Below are 17,756 nucleotides of genomic sequence, written 5' to 3'. Positions count from 1 at the left end.
TGGGCACTATATCGACGTTAGAGGCCGCTGATTCACGCCACAACCCTCCGGCTCGCTATTCGGGCGTAGATGTCAGGAAACGCTCGAGCTGCCCCAGGACGATATCCCAGTTCTGCTTCGATCTGTCGGCCAGTTCCTGGTTCGGATTGTTGCCTTGCCGAACGAGAACACGGCATCCGTCGGGTGTGGGCCGAACTTCGAATGCGAGCGTGTTGCGGCCGCCCGGCACGGGTTCCCCGGAGTCGCTCTCCCGCGCCACGGTCATGGCGAGCATGCGGGGCGGATCCAATGTGGTGATCGTCCCGCGATCGAAGAACACTTTGCCTTCCCATTCGTAGCGATAGGAAATGGGGCCGCCGACGACGCCCGAGCTTTCTACCTGCGCTCCGAACATGTATTGCCGAATCTGTTCGGGGTCGACGAGCGCGCGCCAGGCCGCTTCCGGCGACACGGGAATGGACCGCGACGTTTCAATCTCGAAAACCGATTGCATCAGCTGCTTCTCCTGATCGGGCTGCCCATTCGCCGTTAAGCCGAACACCGGGGTGCGTATTGAAGATTTCCGCAGATCGAACCGAGCCGCTGTTCCCGACGGATGAGGGGATATTGCAGCCAGCCTCCGGGCCGCGATCGTTGCGGATGGAACGCTTTTCACCGCCATTGTCGTTGCGGCCCTATCTGGATCATCTCTGGATCGTCGAATGGAACGTCCCGCCGGAAACCTCGCTGCCGCTGGACATTGTCGCCATGCCTTGCGTCAACTTGGTGCTGACGGGCGAAGGCGCCTTCGTGGCGGGGGTGAAAACGGCGCGCCAACGCCATGTGCTGGCCGGCTCGGGCCGTATTGCGGGGCTCCGCTTCAAGCCGGGCGGATTTCACCCCTTTTCCCTGCATCCGGTCGCCAGGATAAGGAATTTGGAGATGCCGGCGGATTCCGTGCACCTGTCGCTGGATCCTGCATGGGCGCGATCATGCATGTCGGGGAGCGATTTCGGCATCGTCGCGACAAAGTTGTTCGAAGCGATCGCGAAGCTGCCGACTCATCGCGCGCCGAGGACTGATTTGGTGGAGCGGATCCTCGAGACGTGCTGGGGGCAGCCGGAACTCCCGATTTCCGCCATCGCCAGCGCATGTGGGCTGAACGTTCGCACGTTGGAGGCATTGTTCCATGACTCGGTGGGCGTCAGCCTGGTCTGGATCAGGCGGCAGATACGTGCCCTGTCCGCGATGCGCATGGGGAAGGATGAAGGTGGATGGGCCGAGATCGCCCAGCAGCTCGGCTATAGCGACCAGGCGCATATGACGAACCAGTTCAAGCAGGCCGTTGGCCTTCCACCCGACAGGTTCCTCAAGAAGACGGGACGCTAAACCTGTCCTCCACCGCATGGCGGCGGCAAGTGGCGGAGCGAAGCGGAGACGGTTCGAACCCGTCCGGGCTTGCAAGGCCGAACGGCCGCCCCAAGCCAGTGCGGGGCCCTGAAGCAAAAACTGGCGGAGAGGGTGGGATTCGAACCCACGGTACGCTTCCGCGCACGGCGGTTTTCAAGACCGCTGCCTTAAACCACTCGGCCACCTCTCCGCGTCGATGCCTGCGCTAATGCGATCCGCGACGATCCGCTACAATTTGTTGACGAAAGCGGATGGCGGGGGGTTCTGCATCTGGCTGCCCTGTGGCACAAAAAGCGCATGCGGGGATCGAGTGGCGTAATGCGTAGCCTGTTGGCGCTTGGCGTGGCCGTGATCGCGGCGGCGCCGGTGGGTGCTCCCGCGATCGCGCAGGACGAGAGCGGATTCCAAACCTATCTGGGCGAGCTTTCGCGCCAGGCGGCGGCCGAAGGGGTCAGCCGGCGGACGATCGATTCGGTGATCCCGACGCTCACCTATAATGCGCGCGTGGTGCAGCTGGACCGGCAGCAGCCGGAGACCGCGCCCAACGCGCCCATCTCCAATTTCGAACCCTATCGCCGGGCGCATGTCGATGCCGCGCGGATCAGCCAGGGGCGCGCCGCCTATCAGCGCCAGCGCCCGCGGTTGCGGCGGATCGAGGCCGAGACCGGCGTGCCCGAATCGATCATGGTCGCGATCTGGGGGCACGAGACCAATTACGGCCGGGTGATGGGCAATTTCGACCTGCCCCGCGCGCTCGCCAGCCTTGCCTATGAGGGGCGCCGCCGCGAGCTGTTCGCCGGCGAGTTCATCGCCACGCTCAAGATGATCGATCGCGGCGTGCCGCGCGAGAAGCTGGTCGGCAGCTGGGCGGGGGCGTTCGGCGGGCCGCAGTTCCTGCCTTCGGTCTATCTCCGCCTCGCCAGGGACGGCGACGGCGACGGCATGGCCGATATCTGGACGAGCGAGCCCGACACGCTGGCCTCGATCGCCAATTATTTCGTCAACGCCGGCTGGCGCAAGGGCCAGCCCTGGGGCTTCGCGGTGAGCGTGCCCGCCAATCTGAACCGTGTCGCGCTGGCCAGCAAGACCAGGTCGCCGCGCTGCCCGCGCGTGTTCGAGCGGCACAGCCGCTGGAAGACGATGGCGGAGTGGCGGGCGCTCGGCCTGGTGCCGCAGACCCGCGCCTGGCCGGGCGACAATGTCCAGGCGACGCTGCTCGAGCCCGACGGGCCCGGCAAGACCGGCTATCTGCTCACCGGCAATTATCGCGTGATCCTCGACTATAATTGCTCGAATTTTTACGCTTTGTCGGTAGGCCTGCTCGCCGATGAGGTCGAACGCTAGCATCTTCGCGCTCTCGCTCCTGGCCCTTTGCGGGGGAGCCCCGAGCCATGCCCAACCCTTGCAGCGGCAGGGCTCCGTCGGGGCGCAGGCCTATGGCGGGCCGCAGTCCCAGCCGGACGACGCGTCCGCCGAGACGTGGCGGGCTGCCGACGGCACGATCCGGACGCGCCCGGCGCGCGTGCAGCCGCAATATCCGCCGGCGCCCGAGCCGGTGGCGACGCCACCCGAGCCCGAGCCCCGGCCGCAATGGGCAGATCCCGCGCCTGTAGCGGCACAGTCGGCCGCGCCCGGCGCTTCCTATGCCGTTCCCGGCAGCACGCCGACCCGCAAGGCGCAGGCCACTCCCGCGCCGCGGCAGGAGCAGCCCCGGCCCCGCCAGGCACCCCCGCAGGTCGCGACGGTGATGCCCGACGGCTTCACCGACCCCGCCGCCGGCGCGGCGGGCCCCAGCGGATCGTCCCAGCCGGCTCCCGGCGAGACGCCGCGCTACGACGAGATCGGCTATGCCGGCGTCCGCCCGGTGAGCGGCGGCGGCGCGATGGACCAGTCCGTGGTGGCGGTGCATCGCTCGCTGCCGGCCAATTCCTATGTCGAAGTCACTTCGCTCGACACCGGAAGGACGATCCTGGTGCTGGTCACCGGCACCGACCCCGGCACCGAGCACCCCATCGATCTGTCGGCGGGCGCCGCGCGGCTGCTCGGCGCGAACGGCGACTCGATCGGTGTGCGGGTCCGCATGGTGAACCCGCCGGCGATGGACAAGGCCGCGCTCCAGGCCGGCCGGCCGGCCGCCGACCGTGCCGACGCGCCTCCGGTGTTGCTCACCGCGCTGCGCAAGCGGCTTCCTGGTGCCTCCGGCTTTGCCGGTGCGGTTCCGCGCGTTCCGAGTGCCGCCGCACCGGCCTATAGCCCGCCGCGCGCCACCGTTGCGCCGCGGCCGGCGTCCGTACGCGCGGCTCCGCCCGCCACGCGCCTTGCCGCCGCCGGCAAATATATCGTGCAGGTCGCCGCACTTTCTAACGCCAGTCGTGCACAGGCGCTTGCCCAAAGCCTAGGAGGCTTCGTAAAGCCGGGTGGCGGGCTCCATCGCGTCCAGCTCGGTCCCTTCGCCACGGCGGGTGAGGCCGAAGCGGCACGGCGGCGCGCCGCGGGCGCGGGCTATGGAGATGCGCGCGTCCAAGCCAACTGAAAGGCCGGACGAATCACATGAAGAAGTTGCTTGCCGCATCGTTCCTGGCGCTTGCCGCCGCCCAGTCCACGAATGCAGCAGGCCCGCCGCCGTTCGATACGCCGGCGCCGATCGCGTACATGGAGGACATGTCCTCCGGCGCGGTACTCTATGCCAAGGATGCGGACCGGCGGATCCCGCCGGCCTCGATGGCGAAGATGATGACCGTCTATGTCGCCTTCGACCTGATCAAGAAGGGCGAACTGAAGCTCGACAAGCAGATCGAAGTGACGCCCGAGACCTGGAAGAAATGGCATAGCCAGGGCTCGACCATGTTCCTGAGCGTCGGCCAGAAGCCGACCGTCTCCGACCTGCTGAAGGGCATCGTCACCCTGTCGGGCAACGATGCCTGTGTCGTGCTCGCGGAAGGCATTTCCGGAACCGAGGAAGCCTTTGTCCAGCGGATGAACGAGGCGGGCAAGCGCCTGGGCCTCACCAACAGCCATTTCGGCACGTCGAACGGCTGGCCCGACAATGGCGTGACCTATGTCACCGCGCGCGACCTGGCGCATCTCGCCAAGGCGACGATCCAGGATCACCCGGATCTCTACAAGCAGTTCTATTCGCTCACGAGCTTCACCTGGGGCAAGACTCTGGGCGCCGGCGCCGACATCACCCAGGCGAACCGCGATCCGCTGCTCGGCAAGGTGCAGGGCGCCGATGGCCTCAAGACCGGCCATACCGACGAGGCCGGTTACGGCTTCACCGGCTCGGCCGAGCAGAATGGCCGCCGCCTGGTGATGGTGGTGGCCGGGCTCACCACCTATAACGGCCGGGCCGACGAATCGGTGAAGTTCATGAACTGGGGCTTCCGCGCCTGGCAGGCCCGCCCGCTGGTCAAGAAGGGCCGCAAGGTGGGCGAGGTGCAGGTGCAGGGCGGCACTTCGGGCAGCGTCGGCGTGGTCGCCCCGCGTGACCTGACCGCCACGGTGCCCGCCGGCACCGCGCCCGAGATGCAGGCGCGCATCGTCTATAACGGCCCGGTCCAGGCCGGCTTCAAGGCGGGCGATCACATCGCCGACCTGGTGGTCGATTCGCCCGGCCTGCCGTCGCAGACCGTGCCGCTGGTGGCGGAGAAGGATGTGGGCGAGGCGGGCTTCTTCGGCCGCGCCTGGCGCGGGTTCTGGTCGCTGTTCGGGATGTGATCGCGGCAGCGGGTCCGGCCTCCCTTTCCGTCGTCCCTCCGGCGGACGGGGCGACGATAAGGTCTGAATGGTTCTGATGCCCCTGATCGGCAACGAATCCGCCCATGAGGCGCTGGCCGCCGCGATGCGGAACGGCAACCTTCATCATGCCTGGCTGATCGCCGGGCCGGAGGGGGTGGGGAAGGGCATGTTCGCACGGGCGGCGGCGCTGCGCATGCTCGCGGAGGCTGCGGGGCGCGACCAGCTCGCCCCCGGCTGGGCGGTGCCGCCCGAGAGCCAGGCCGCCCACCTGATCGCGGCGGGCGCGCACCCGGACTATCGCGAGCTCGTCCGCCTGCCCAAGGATCCGGACAAGCCCGACGAAGCGCTGGCCCGCTCGATCACGATCGCGCAGGTCCGCTCGCTCCAGGCGCTGTTCGCGACCAAGCCCAGCTTCTCGCCGCGCCGGGTGATCGTGATCGACGCGATCGACGATCTCGAGCGCGGCGGCGCCAATGCGCTGCTCAAGAACCTGGAGGAGCCGCCGGCGGGAACGATCTTCCTGCTGGTGAGCCATGCGCCGGGCCGGCTGCTGCCGACGATCCGCTCGCGTTGCCGGCTGTTGCGCTTCGAGGCGCTGAGCGACGGGGACGTGGCGGCGATCCTGCGCGACCAGTTGCCCGATGCCACGACCGGCGAGATCGCGGCGCTGGTCAAGGCAGGGGAAGGCTCGCCGGGCAGGGCGCTGGGCTTTGCCGGGCTCGACATCGCATCGATCGAGAGCGAGATGGCGGCGCTCGCCGATACCGGGGATCCATCCAATCTCATCCGCGCGCGACTCGCCAAGCTGCTCGGCGCCAAGGCCGCGCAGGCGCGGTACGAAGCGTTTCTCGAACGCGCGCCGAGCTTCATTGCCGAGCGGGCGAAATCCCTTTCCGGGGATGCCCTGCGCACGGCGCTCGATGCCTATGCCGCCGCGCGCGAACTGAGCGGTGCCGCGGCCGGCCTCTCGCTCGATGCGTCTGCCACCGTGTTCGAGATGGGCGGCATCCTTGCGCGGCTGGGGCGTATTTAACGCTGCCTTAGGCAAGGCGGGCTATCTCGCCCCTTGAGCAGAAGGGGACTTCCATGAGCGCGATCACCGGCATTTCGGGCATCGGCGGCACCACGGCCGCGGCGGCGGCCACCACCAACGGATCGAGCAGCACCAGTTTCGACGCGATCCTGGAAGCATTCAAGAAGGCCGCGAGCGAGACGCCCGAGCAGCGCGCCCGCGACGCCGTGCTGAAGAAGCACGACCTTTCCGAAGAGGATTACAAGAAGCTGCCGGCCCGACAGAAGGAGGCGATCGACAAGGAGATCGCCGAGGCCGTGCGCAAGGTGCACGAACGCAAGACCGGCGTCGCGATCGGCGACTCGCCTGTGCCGACGGAAAAGCTGTTCGGCTGAGCCCTAGCCGCCGCCCCAGCCCAGCAGTTCATTGGGGTCGGGCGTGTCTTCCATGTAGAGCGGCTTGCTCGGCTTCTTGCCCTTCTTCTCGAGGATCGGGTCGTAGGCGGCATCGCCGCCCTTCTTGCTGAGCTTCATGTCGCGGGTGACGGTGTCGCCGGTGAGCAGGTTCCAGCTGATCTCATGGCCGTCATGCGCATAGGTACGGCTGTAGAGCGTGGCATCCAGGCCGATCAGCCGCATGCGGGGGCGCGGGCCCGGCGCCAGCCGATAGCGATAGACGGTGTTCACCGCGGTGGTGCCGCCGACCAGGTCGGTGATCTTGAGCACGCCCTTGGCGATGCTCACATCGGCGGCGCCGAGCGGATAGGCATCGAGCTTGAGCGTTCCGACCGTGACGAGCCTGCCGCCGGTGCGCAGCATCGCCTTCGCCGTCCGCGTTTCCTCGCCGCGGCCGATCAGGACCGTGTCGGGCTCGCCGTCGCCGTTCAGGTCGCCTTGGGTGACGCTCTCGACTTCTTCGCCCTTTGCGAGCTGGGCGCCGATCTCCGGTGAGGCCTGTTGCGCCATTGCCGGCGTGGCGATCAGCAGTGCCGCGAGTGCCGGGATCCGCATCGGTTTCCTCCGCCGCATGGTGCAACCGAGACTAGCATGTGCCGCGCCCAGCCTCTAGATGCGCCGGATGGCCGAGCCTTTCTACATCACCACCGCGATCCACTATCCCAATGGCCGTCCGCATATCGGGCATGCCTATGAGATGATCGCCGCCGACGCGATCGCCCGGTTCCAGCGCGCGCATGGCCGCGACGTCTTCTTCCAGACCGGCACCGACGAGCATGGCCTCAAGATGGTGAAGACGGCGCGCGAACGCGACATGACCGCGCGCGATCTTGCAGACGAGATGTCCAGCTATTTCAGTGAAATGGCGGAGAAACTTGATATCTCGTGCGACCGTTTCATCCGCACTTCGGAGGCCGATCACTACAAGGCCAGCCAGGCGATCTGGCAGGCGATGGCCGATGCCGGCGACCTGTATCTCGATCGCTACGAGGGCTGGTATTCGGTGCGCGACGAGGCGTTCTACGAGGAGAAGGAACTGGTCGAGGGGGAAGGCGGCGTGAAGCTCTCCCCCCAGGGCACGCCGGTGGAGTGGACGGCGGAGGAGACCTGGTTCTTCCGCCTGTCCAGATACCAGCAGCCGCTGCTCGATCTCTATGCCGCCAACCCGGACTTCATCCGCCCGGAATCGCGCCGCAACGAGATCCTGCGCTTCGTCGAGGGCGGGCTGGCGGACCTGTCGGTCTCGCGCACCAGCTTCGACTGGGGCGTGCCGGTGCCGGGTTCGCCTGGGCATGTCATGTATGTCTGGGTGGATGCGCTGACCAACTATCTCACTGGCGCAGGCTATCCCGACGACGCGGAGCGGCTGGCGCGCTACTGGCCGGCGGACATCCACCTGATCGGCAAGGACATCGTCCGCTTCCACACCGTCTATTGGCCGGCTTTCCTGATGTCGGCGAAGATCGCGCTCCCGAAGCAGGTGTTCGGGCATGGCTTCCTGCTCAATCGCGGGGAAAAGATGTCCAAGTCGGTCGGCAATGTCGTCGATCCGATGGCGCTGGCCGAATATTACGGCGTCGACGCGCTGCGCTATTTCCTGCTGCGCGACGTGAGCTTCGGCAATGACGGCACGTTCAGCGACGAGGCGATCGTCACCCGCGCCAATGCCGATCTGTCGAACAGCTTCGGCAACCTCGCCCAGCGGACGCTCGCCTTCATCGCCAAGAATTGCGAGGGGCACGTCGAGGCCGGGCGGGCCGAGGAAGCCGATGCGGTGCTGCTCGCCGAGGTCGATACCGCCTGTGCCGGCTTCACCCGTGCCTTCGAGGATCTCGCGCTCAGCCAGGGCGTCGAACTGTGGATGGCCGGCGTGTTCGCCTGCAACCAGTATATCGACGCACAGGCGCCCTGGGGGCTGCGCAAGACCGATCCCGAGCGGATGCACGCCGTGCTCGGCACGCTGCTGCGCGCGATCCGGCGTCTTGCCGTCACGATTGCGCCGGTGGTGCCGGGCTCTGCGGCGAAACTGCTCGCGCAGCTGGGTCCGGAGGGCGATCGGGACTTCCGCATCGCGCCGCCGACCCCCATCTTCCCGCGGCTGGAGCTGAAGGAAGACGCGTGAACCTCGCCGACAGCCATTGCCACCTGATCTACAAGGGCCTGGGCGAGCAGCAGCCCGAAGTGCTGGCGCGTGCCCGGGCGGCGGGCGTGGTCGCGATGCTCAACATCTCGACCCGCGAGCGCGAATGGGACGAAGTGATCGGCGTCGCCGAGCGCGAGCCTGACGTCTGGGCCTCGGTCGGCATCCATCCGCACGAGGCGGACGAGCATCCGGACATCGATGCCGCCCGGCTGGTCGACAAGGCGCGTCACCCGCGCGTCGTCGGCATCGGCGAGACTGGGCTCGACTATTATTACGACCATAGCGACCGTGATCGCCAGAGGGCGAGCTTCCGTGCGCACATCGCCGCATGCCGCGAGACCCAGCTGCCGCTGATCGTCCATACGCGCGACGCCGAGGCGGACACCGCCGAGATCCTCCGCGACGAGATGGCGAAGGGGGCATTCCCCGGCGTGATCCACTGCTTCACCGCGAGCGGGGCATTCGCCGAGATCGCGCTCGAGCTCGGCTTCTACATCTCGATCTCCGGCATCGTAACGTTCAAGAACGCGCACGATCTGCAGGCGACTGCGGCACGGCTGCCGCTCGACCGCGTGCTGATCGAGACCGATGCGCCCTTCCTCGCCCCGGTGCCGCACCGGGGGAAGACGGGGGAGCCGGCCTTCGTCGCCGACACCTGCCGCTTCCTCGCCAATCTGCGCGGCGAGGATCCTGATGCGCTGGCCGAGGCGACCCGCGCGAACTTCCACAAGCTGTTCGCCAAGACGCTGGCATGAAGCTGCGCATCCTCGGCTCGGGCACTTCGTCCGGCGTGCCGCGGATCGGGAACGACTGGGGAGCCTGTGACCCCGCCGAACCGCGGAACCGGCGCACTCGCGCCTCGGCGCTGGTGTGGACCGAGACGACGCGGGTGCTGATCGACACCAGCCCGGACTTTCGCGAACAGGCGCTGGCGGCGGGAATCGCCGATCTCGATGCGGTGATCTGGACGCACGATCATGCCGACCATTGCCACGGCATCGACGACCTCCGCCAGATCATGCACGCGCGGCACGGGGAGCCCGTGCGCGGCCTTGCCCGGCCCTTCACGCTGGAGCAGCTGGAGAAGCGCTTCGCCTATGCCTTTAGAGGCAGCAAGCTCTACCGGCCGACCGTGGCGATCGCGCCGCTGCCCGATGCAATCATGATCGGCGATATCCATATCCGCGTCGTGGATCAGCCGCACGGAGGGATAAGCTCCGCGGGGCTGCGCTTCGAGAGTGAGGGTAAGTCTCTGGCATATGCCATAGATTTCAATGAGATGACGCAAGATATGCGTAACTTGTATCAGGATCTGGATCTCTGGGTGGTCGATTGCCTCCGCCGGGCGCCGCACCCGACGCACGCGCATCTGGATGCCGTGCTGGGCTGGGTGCGGGAACTGGCGCCGCGGCGCGCCCTGCTCGCGCATATGGACAATTCGATGGACTATGCGACGCTCGCGGCAACGCTGCCCGCCGGAGTCGAGCCAGGCTTTGACGGCATGGAGGTTGCGATATGAGTGACGACCGCATCATCCAGCTGCTGCTGTTGCTCGGCGCGCTGATGCTGGCGCTGAAGGCCTTGTCGTCCCACCGCGTCACCTTGCGCGGCCTCCTGCAGACCCTCGTGCTCTGGGCGATCATCGGCGTGACCGCGGTGATCGTGATGTATCATCGCCAGGAACTGGGCGGGCTGCTGGCGCGCGCCTCGGAGAAGCTCGGCTATGAGCAGCAGGTGGTTCAGGGCGAGACGGTACGGATCAAGATGAGCCCGGACGGGCATTTCTGGGCACGCGTCCAGATCAATGGCGTCGAGCGGCGCATGCTGGTCGACAGCGGCGCGACGATCACCGCCATTTCGCGCGACACCGCCGAGGCGGCCGAGGTGAAGCCCGCGCTGGCGCCGCCGATGCTGATCGAAACCGCCAATGGCACGGTCCAGGCGCAGCCGGCGCGGGCCGACAATGTCGCGATCGGGCCGCTATCGACGCGCGACTTGCCCCTGGTCGTGGGCGACAGCTTCGGCGATCTCGACGTGCTGGGCATGAACTTTCTGTCGCGCCTCAAGTCCTGGCGCGTCGAGGATCGCACCCTGATCCTCGAGCCCCGCAAAAGCACTGGAGGGGAGGAGCCTGCGCGGCGATCGCAGGCGCGCGAATAGGCGGCGTTGCCGAGCCGGTCAGCGCAGGTCCAGCACGACTTCCTGATAGAGCGCCTCGGGCTCGAGCGCTTCGGTCGAGTAGAGATTCGACTGCGCATCGAGCTCGGTAACCAGCGTCCGGCGCGGCACTTCGGTCTTGCGGTCCTCGCTGCCATGCTTGCCGTGCTTGGTCGACAGCACCGAGGTCAGGCGGCCAGGCCCGCTCCGGTCCGATTTTTTGGTGAAGCGCCGCCACATGCTGCGTGGCGTCGCGTTGCGGCTGCCGTGATGGCCGACCTTGTAGAGATCGACGTCGTCGAGCAGCGATGCCATGTCCGATTGCAGCGCATAGGCCCAGTTCTCGATCTGCGCATCGCCGGGGAACAACAGGGTCTTCGAGCCCGCCTTGAGCAGCAGGATGACGCTGGTGTTGTTCATCTGCGCATCGAGCGCGCGCACCAGCCCGACCAGCATCTCCGTATTGGCGGCGTCGATCCGATCCTGGAGCCAGCGATGCTCGAGCAGGGGTTTCGAGCGCAGCCGATGCCGGGCGTTCGGGAAGAGGAGGTTGCCCTCTTCGCCGATCGCCAGCGCGTCGTCGAGGCGCTTCGGGGCGAGTTGCCAGAACTCGTCGGGATCGCTCGAACGTTGCTTACGGATCGTGTCGGTCTGCCGTAGCGTGGGTGGGCCGAGGACATGCACGTCCATGCCCGGAAGCACTGCGGCGAGCCCCAGGTCGCAGCCATGATAGGCATAGCGCTTCTCGCCGGGCATCGTCCGCAGATTGTCGATCGCCGATCGGTTCGAGAGATTGTCCTGCCCGATGAAGCGGAGCTGCTCGGCCAGCGCCTTGGGAAGCTGCCCGGCCTGGGCGTCGGCAAAGGCCACCAGCGCGCCGGCGGCATCCTCCATCGCCTGGAGCGACGCACGGCGCTGCCGCAATGCCTGTCCGGTGACGCTGGCGTCGGGCCCTTCCCAATCGACGGGCGCTTCGGGGGCCTCGGTCCAGGGCTGCACGATGAAGCGCGGATCGAGCGCGCGGATCACGTCGCCCGATCCCGCGCCGTCCCTGGTCGCGAAACCGCTGATATGGTCGGCATGGCGATGCGTGGCGACGAGCACGTCGAGGCGCCGTTCGGGATCGCCCTCGCGCACCTTCGCCTGGATGTCCTGGGCGACCTGGAGCATCTGCGTCTTCTCGGCATGCTCGGGCAAGCCGGTCGTGCCGAAGTCGATCAGCATGTGGCGCAGCGCGCCGCCGGGATAGGTGAAGCGCACCAGGATGCAGTCGCCAAAGCCGACCTGATAGGCATAGATCGTCGCGGTTTCCGGAGCGGCTGGCATGTTCAGGCCCCCATGCGTTGCTGGTGAAGGGCCGCGAAGCGGAGCCGGTCGGGCGCTGCCGGCGCGCCGATCTGCCCGGTATCGACCATATATTGCGCGCGTGCCAGCTGGCGTTCGGCGTCTTCCAGCCGATTGGCGATATGATATTTCACTCGGCCATATTGATCGAGGATCACCACGCCGCCGCCATAGGCGGTGTAGCGGTCGCTGCTCCGCATGCCCTCCGGGCGCTCGGTGCCGAGCACGGCCTTGAATTCGGCGCCGAACAGATCGGCGCGCTGCACATATTGGCAGACCGTTTCGTGCAGGGCGATGCCGTCGGGGCCGATCCGGCTTGCCGGGTCGATCGAAATCACTTCGGAATAGGCGCGCGGACTGAGGCCGAGCGTATCGCGATTCTCCCAGAGGAAGCGGAACAGCTCGTCGCGGCTTCGCGTCATCGCCTGATAGTTCGATCGGGCATAGGTCAGCGTGCCGTCGGCGGGATAGCGCTGCCAGCATCCCTCGGCATCGCAGGCGGCGCCTTGCGGGCGGATGCCATATCGCTCGAACATGGTGCGGATCACCGCGCGATATCCCCATTCGTCCTCGGGGACGAGCTCGCGGTCGGCGGTGAGCAGCGCGCTGAGATACTGGCCGAAATCGAGATCGGTCGGCGGGCAATAGTCGAGCGCGCGGATCGCCATGTTGAGCAGGTGCCCGGCGAGCTTCGCCCCTTCTTCCACGACCGCGTCCAGATTGTAGCTGTCGCCCCCGAAGCGCCCGAGCTCCGCGATCCGCTCGCTCCAAAGCTCGACAAAGGCGTTCATCATCGCCGCGACGAGGATCTCGCCGCGCGCATGTTCCTCCGCTTCGCCGTGGAGCAGATGGGCCGCTTCGGGCGTGAGCTCGACCGAGCGGCGAAGCGCGCCGCGCTGGTCCGTTTCCAGCGCCTCGCCGACCTCGCGGGCCACGCCGAGCAGGATCGACTTGCGGATCGCGTCGGCGGTGAGCTTGCTGACCGCGACGAGCCGGATGGTGCGATCCGCGTCGACGAAACGGCTGTCTTCCCCGATCGCAGCGGCGACGACCGGCTTGAGGGAGAAGATCGACAGCAGGGCGACGATATCGGCAAAGCCCTCGTGGAATGCCGCCTGGTCGGGGCCGGAAGGCTCGCTGAAGCGGGACCGCAGGCCGTCCAGCAGCGCGTGCGCCGTCTCGTGCGCGACGATGTCGTGGCTCAGGCAGGTGAAGACCGGCCGGCCGTCCTGCCGGAAGAAATAGCCGAACATCAGTGCCCGGTCGGGCTCGGAATAAAAGGCGTTGGCCTGTGCGAAGGCGTGCGGCGCGATGTGCAACTGGTGGCCGCCGGAACTCCAGCTCACCCGCCGCCCCAAAGCGCGCTCGAAGGCGCCCAGCGTGCGCATCGCGATCGCATAGGCGTTCTGCGCGTGGAAATTCGGGTCTGCGAGCAGCCGATCCTGATACGCCGGATCCTCTCGCGTCTCGCCGGGGAGAGGCGCGAACGGATCGACCAACATCCCGTCGCCAGCCTGATATTCCTGCTGGTCCAGATAGGTGCGCCGCTCTGTCGCGTTATAGTCGACGACCTTGATCCGATAGCCGGTCGGCCCCTTGGCCAGGATTTCCGCGGGCACGCTGACTTCCACGAACGCCATCGGGCCCCCTGGCCCGAGGCGCAGCCCCGGATCCTTGGCGATGATCGTGAGCTTGCGTGTTGGTGGCGGCTCGGACACGCGACTACTCCCCCTCGGCATCCCGATGATGCAAGATAATCGCTTCGGCCGTGAAAGCCAAGCGAGGTATCCGAGCGATCAGTCGATCGGATGGAGAGCATATCCGTTTCGGTTTTTTCCATTGTGCGGAAATTATTCCGGAATTTTCTGTGATGGCCGTTGTAAAACCATGGAAGGCATCGCAAATTGCTGCGCATATGAGTGAAGATTCGTCGATCTATACTTTGATTTCATCCAATTATGCGTTGGGTGCGCGCGGAATTCGACTCCGGAACGACGGCATGCCTCCGCGGTGGGGCGCAATCGGCGTGTCGCGGGGAAGGGGCGTCCGGCCCCTTGTGCGAATCATGGAAACTTCGCCCCGCTCCGGCACAGCTAGTGCTTGAGTGAAGTAAGACACTCGGTGATACTCTTTTCATGACCCTGGCCATCGTTCCGCTCACGCCGCTCGAGCGCGGGCAGCTTCACGTGATTCGCCTGCGCGCCGTCCGCACTGCGCTCATCCTGCTCGCGGCGGCGGTCGCGGGGGAGTTCTTTGTGCCGGAGCTGCCGATGCCCGGAGCGATCCTCGCGCCCGTGCTGCTGGTTGCCCTGTGGATCGCCGGGTTCGCGCCGGGGCGGCGCTGGCGACGCTGGGGCTACGCCTTCACCGGCGGCGAGCTCCATGTCGAGCATGGCTTGTGGACGCGGGTGCACACGATCGTCCCGACGCTGCGCGTCCAGCATATCGACGTGGCGCAGGACGTGCTGGAGCGGCTGTTCGGGGTCGCCACGCTCGTCCTCCATACGGCGGGCACCGATGCCAATGTCGTTATCCTGCCCGGCATCGCCCGCGCCACCGCGGAGGAAATTCGCGACGCGATCCGCGAGCGCATCGGCGGCGCGCAGCATGACTGACCCCGGCGCCGCGCCCCGGCGGCTCCACATCCTCACCGTGATCATGCGCTTCGTGAAGCGTGCGCCGTCCACGGTCATCATCCCGCCGCTGATCCTCGGCTTTGCGGGGCGCGAGTTCCATCCGGCGCTGGCACTGGGTGCCTTCGCGGCCATTGCCGCGGCGGTGATCCTTTCCACCTGGCTGGGCTGGTGGAGCTTCACCTACCGGATCGGCGCGGAGGAAGTGCTGATCCAGCACGGCATCCTCCAGCGCCGCCGCCGGTCGATACCGCGCGGCCGGATCCAGGACGTGTCGATCGAGCGCAGCCCTTTTGCCCGCATCTTCGGGCTGGCGGTGGTCAAGCTCGAGACGGGCGGCGGGGAAGCCGAGGAAGCCAGGCTCGACAGCGTCTCCATGGCCGAGGCGGAGCGCCTGCGCGCCCTGTTGCGCGGCCAACGGCCGATCGCCGAAATACGGGCGGATGCCGACGCACCTGCGCAGCAGCGCCCGGCCGAGCGCCGCATCGTCTTCGCCATGTCGCTCGGCCGGGTGCTGCTGTGCGGCGTGTTCGGCTTCTCGATGATCTGGATCGCGGCGATCTTTGGCGCGATCCATTCGCTGGACCGGGTGTTGAAGCTCGACTGGGAAAAGCTGTTCGGCGAGGCCGAGCGCTTCGCCTTCGCCCGATTCAGCATCCTCGCGCTGTTCCTGGTGCTGGCAATGGCCCTGTTGCTGTGCGTGATCGCCGGCGTCGTGCGCACGCTGCTGAAGGACTATGGCTTCACGCTCACCCATGAACCGGGCCGTTTCCGCCGCATCCGCGGGCTGCTCACGCGCTCCGAAGTGGTCGTCGCCGATCGCCGCATCCAGCTGGGCCTGATCCGCCGCGGGGCGATCAGCGGCCGGCTGGGCTGGAACAGCGTCGAGGTGCAGACGCTCGGCGGCAGCGCCGATCGGGCGGGCCGCCAGGAAATGGCGCCCTTCGCCACGGTGGAGGAGGCCGCTGGGGTGATCGCCGCCACGCCGCTTCCGCCTTTCCAGCGTCCGGGGCTGCGCCCGGTGGCGGCGGCCCATATCCTGCGCTTCGCGATCCACCACGGCGTGCCGATCCTGCTGGTTCCGGGCGTTGCCGGCTTCTTCCTGTCGCCGCTATGGTGGGGGCTGGTGCTGGCGCCCGCGCCGGTGATCCTGGCGATCTTCCAGCGGGCCGGGCATCGCTATGCGCTGCGCGAGACCAGCCTGCAGGTGACGCGCGGCGTACTCTCGCAGCGCGACTGGATCGTGCCCATCGAGTCGATCCAGACGCTCACCGTGCGCCGCAGCTGGCTGCAACGCCGGCTGGGCGTGGCGACGGTGACGGTGGATACGGCGGGTGCGAGCGGTTGGCACCGCCCCGATGTGAGCGATGTTCCTCTCGATTCCGCTCTCGCGCTGGCCCGGGCGCTCGCGGCCCGAGTCGATTAGCGCGGTTCGGGCGTCGGCCGCGGCGTCGGCGAGGGCTTGGGGGCGGGCAGGGTGAGGTTCACCATGCCCTTGTCCGATGCTGCGGGCATGCTGGCGGACGGTGCTGCCACCTCGGTCTTGCGACGGACGCCGGCGAGCGGGGCGGGCGCGGCAAGGGGCGCGGCTCCGGGGACCGGCGGCACGACGGCGACGGGCGCCGCTTCGGCCGGGATCTGCGCGCGCATGCACTGGACCGGGCTCGGGCGGCGGAACTGGCCGCAATTCCACAATGCCTTGGCAAAGCCTTGCGTCTCGTCGCGCAGATAGCTGAACGACATGGTAGAGACCTGGGCGCTGGAGAGCGGCAACTTGGCCGGAGTCTGCTTCGCATCCGCCCAGGCCATGAACTTGCAATAGGGCCGCTCGCCGCACGTACGGATGGCCAGCGCCGCGAACGCGTCCGGGTTGATCCCCTTGGGCAAGGTGAGCATGAAGTTGTTCGAGTCGCCGCCCTCGGCCGCCATCGGAGCGGGAACCGCGCTCTGGGGGATCGATGCGGGGTCGACAAAGGCGCCCTCGGTCCCGACCGCGCCGGGCAGCAGCGCTTCGAGCGAGGGGTCGCTCTGGAAGGCGCCGGGCGACAGCCGGGCCATCAGCGCGATATTGGGCTCGATACCCGCATAGGTGCGGTTGAACGCCGGCGGCGTGCCCCACCAGCCGGTCCAGCGGAAGAAGAGGTGCGTGTTCACCTCGGTGATCTTCTCGAGGCTGGCGCTCCAATAGGGGACGACCCAGTCGGTGTGATAGTGCGTCGCATGGCCCACCGGCTTGTAGACCGCGCCGGTCAATGCGGTGCGGGCGATGTAGCGCGCGCGCTCCCAGGCGGTGGCGGTGGGCGTATAACGCAGCATCGCGCCATCGCAGGTGAAGGTGAACTGGCAGCCGGTCGAGCGCTCCGACCCCTGGAACACGACGCCGCAGATCGTCTTGGGGAAGGCCGGGTGGCGTGCGCGGTTGATGATCACCTGCGCGACCGCCCGCTCGCCCACCGCATCGTCGCCGGCTTCGTAATAGACTGCCGCTGCGAGGCAATCGACGGCGCGGGCCCGGCTATCCTCGGCACCGTAGATGTTGAACGGCCGGGCCGCCGGATTGGGCAGGGTCGAGAAGGGAATGGATGCATTCCAGGCGCGCGCGTCGTCCGGTGTCACGACCTGGAGCTCGACCGGCTCCACTTCCGGCAGCTCGGTCTTCGGCACCACCCGGTGCGATATCTTCACCGGCGCGGGCTTGTGCACCACCGCGCGCGGGGTATGCGTGACCAGCCACAAGGGCAGCGCGATCGCCGCAAGCGTGACGAGGCCGAGCAATGCCACCAATAGGGGCGGCACGCGGACGGAGAATGCTCCGGCGGTGGGAAAGGAAGGGACGGTCGCCATGGGGTCGCCGCCCATAACGCAGAAGTCGCGAAGTTGGAACC

17 protein-coding genes and 1 tRNA gene are annotated in these 17,756 nt (G+C 67.4%); 12 read left to right on the top strand and 6 right to left on the bottom strand.

The genetic code is table 11. The features are described 5' to 3' along the window. Positions 1-55: 55 nt before the first annotated feature. The gene (locus CAP40_RS12745; protein WP_179188143.1) at positions 56-493 is read right to left on the bottom strand and encodes an SRPBCC family protein; all 438 of its coding nucleotides are present in this window, start codon (positions 491-493) and stop codon (positions 56-58) included. A gap of 146 nt (positions 494-639) precedes the next feature. Between CAP40_RS12745 and CAP40_RS12740 the strand changes: the two genes are divergently transcribed. Continuing rightward, on the top strand, positions 640-1,368 hold the full coding sequence (locus tag CAP40_RS12740) for an AraC family transcriptional regulator (protein WP_086129877.1): 729 nt from the start codon (positions 640-642) through the stop codon (positions 1,366-1,368). Between the two features lie 121 nt (positions 1,369-1,489). Here the strand turns inward: CAP40_RS12740 and CAP40_RS12735 are convergent. Continuing rightward, a tRNA-Ser gene (locus CAP40_RS12735) sits at positions 1,490-1,579 on the bottom strand. Positions 1,580-1,707: 128 nt separating this feature from the next. Here CAP40_RS12735 and CAP40_RS12730 point away from each other — a divergent pair. From CAP40_RS12730 to CAP40_RS12710, 5 genes are all read left to right on the top strand, one after another. Then, positions 1,708-2,733, top strand: a complete 1,026-nt coding sequence (locus tag CAP40_RS12730) for a lytic transglycosylase domain-containing protein (RefSeq protein ID WP_086129876.1) — start codon at positions 1,708-1,710, stop codon at positions 2,731-2,733. A gap of 58 nt (positions 2,734-2,791) precedes the next feature. Beyond that, entirely contained in the window at positions 2,792-3,922 is a 1,131-nt protein-coding gene (locus CAP40_RS12725; RefSeq protein WP_179188141.1) for an SPOR domain-containing protein, read from the top strand. 17 nt (positions 3,923-3,939) lie between these two features. Beyond that, positions 3,940-5,106: a D-alanyl-D-alanine carboxypeptidase family protein gene (locus CAP40_RS12720; RefSeq protein ID WP_086129874.1), complete on the top strand. Its 1,167-nt coding sequence runs from the start codon at positions 3,940-3,942 to the stop codon at positions 5,104-5,106. A gap of 76 nt (positions 5,107-5,182) precedes the next feature. Next, positions 5,183-6,160 (top strand): AAA family ATPase, encoded by a 978-nt coding sequence (locus tag CAP40_RS12715; RefSeq protein ID WP_086129873.1) that lies wholly within the window; start codon positions 5,183-5,185, stop codon positions 6,158-6,160. 53 nt (positions 6,161-6,213) lie between these two features. Continuing rightward, positions 6,214-6,534, top strand: a complete 321-nt coding sequence (locus CAP40_RS12710; RefSeq protein WP_086129872.1) for a hypothetical protein — start codon at positions 6,214-6,216, stop codon at positions 6,532-6,534. Positions 6,535-6,537: 3 nt separating this feature from the next. On the opposite strand, the gene CAP40_RS12705 is transcribed toward CAP40_RS12710, so the two are convergent. After that, positions 6,538-7,149, bottom strand: coding sequence for a hypothetical protein (locus CAP40_RS12705; RefSeq protein WP_086129871.1), 612 nt, complete (start codon positions 7,147-7,149; stop codon positions 6,538-6,540). Between the two features lie 67 nt (positions 7,150-7,216). On the opposite strand from CAP40_RS12705, the gene metG reads away from it, so the two are divergent. From metG to CAP40_RS12685, 4 genes are read left to right on the top strand one after another with little or no spacing between them, the layout of a single operon-like run. Continuing rightward, the gene (metG, locus tag CAP40_RS12700) at positions 7,217-8,716 is read left to right on the top strand and encodes a methionine--tRNA ligase (protein ID WP_086130095.1); all 1,500 of its coding nucleotides are present in this window, start codon (positions 7,217-7,219) and stop codon (positions 8,714-8,716) included. Continuing rightward, entirely contained in the window at positions 8,713-9,492 is a 780-nt protein-coding gene (locus tag CAP40_RS12695; RefSeq protein WP_086129870.1) for a TatD family hydrolase, read from the top strand. Before metG ends, CAP40_RS12695 begins: the two co-directional genes overlap by 4 nt. Continuing rightward, the gene (locus CAP40_RS12690) at positions 9,489-10,256 is read left to right on the top strand and encodes an MBL fold metallo-hydrolase (RefSeq protein ID WP_086129869.1); all 768 of its coding nucleotides are present in this window, start codon (positions 9,489-9,491) and stop codon (positions 10,254-10,256) included. The genes CAP40_RS12695 and CAP40_RS12690 overlap by 4 nt, the downstream gene beginning before the upstream one ends. Then, on the top strand, positions 10,253-10,897 hold the full coding sequence (locus tag CAP40_RS12685) for a TIGR02281 family clan AA aspartic protease (RefSeq protein ID WP_086129868.1): 645 nt from the start codon (positions 10,253-10,255) through the stop codon (positions 10,895-10,897). Before CAP40_RS12690 ends, CAP40_RS12685 begins: the two co-directional genes overlap by 4 nt. An 18-nt stretch (positions 10,898-10,915) precedes the next feature. On the opposite strand, the gene CAP40_RS12680 is transcribed toward CAP40_RS12685, so the two are convergent. Continuing rightward, positions 10,916-12,220: an MBL fold metallo-hydrolase gene (locus CAP40_RS12680; RefSeq protein WP_086129867.1), complete on the bottom strand. Its 1,305-nt coding sequence runs from the start codon at positions 12,218-12,220 to the stop codon at positions 10,916-10,918. A 2-nt stretch (positions 12,221-12,222) separates the two neighbouring features. Next, positions 12,223-13,956 (bottom strand): hypothetical protein, encoded by a 1,734-nt coding sequence (locus CAP40_RS12675; RefSeq protein WP_218822145.1) that lies wholly within the window; start codon positions 13,954-13,956, stop codon positions 12,223-12,225. 417 nt (positions 13,957-14,373) lie between these two features. Between CAP40_RS12675 and CAP40_RS12670 the strand changes: the two genes are divergently transcribed. Further along, positions 14,374-14,853, top strand: a complete 480-nt coding sequence (locus CAP40_RS12670; RefSeq protein WP_086129865.1) for a PH domain-containing protein — start codon at positions 14,374-14,376, stop codon at positions 14,851-14,853. Beyond that, on the top strand, positions 14,846-16,297 hold the full coding sequence (locus tag CAP40_RS12665) for a PH domain-containing protein (protein ID WP_179188139.1): 1,452 nt from the start codon (positions 14,846-14,848) through the stop codon (positions 16,295-16,297). Before CAP40_RS12670 ends, CAP40_RS12665 begins: the two co-directional genes overlap by 8 nt. Here the strand turns inward: CAP40_RS12665 and CAP40_RS12660 are convergent. Further along, positions 16,294-17,652, bottom strand: a complete 1,359-nt coding sequence (locus CAP40_RS12660) for a cell wall hydrolase (protein WP_256924169.1) — start codon at positions 17,650-17,652, stop codon at positions 16,294-16,296. The two genes, CAP40_RS12665 and CAP40_RS12660, sit on opposite strands and share 4 nt — an antisense overlap. Between the last annotated feature and the right edge of the window lie 104 nt (positions 17,653-17,756).

The organism is Sphingomonas sp. IBVSS2 (genome assembly GCF_002127225.1).
Classification (GTDB): Bacteria; Pseudomonadota; Alphaproteobacteria; order Sphingomonadales; family Sphingomonadaceae; genus Sphingomonas.
The sequence above is the reverse complement of the archived record's forward strand: the minus strand, read 5'-3'. Positions and strand labels throughout refer to the sequence as shown.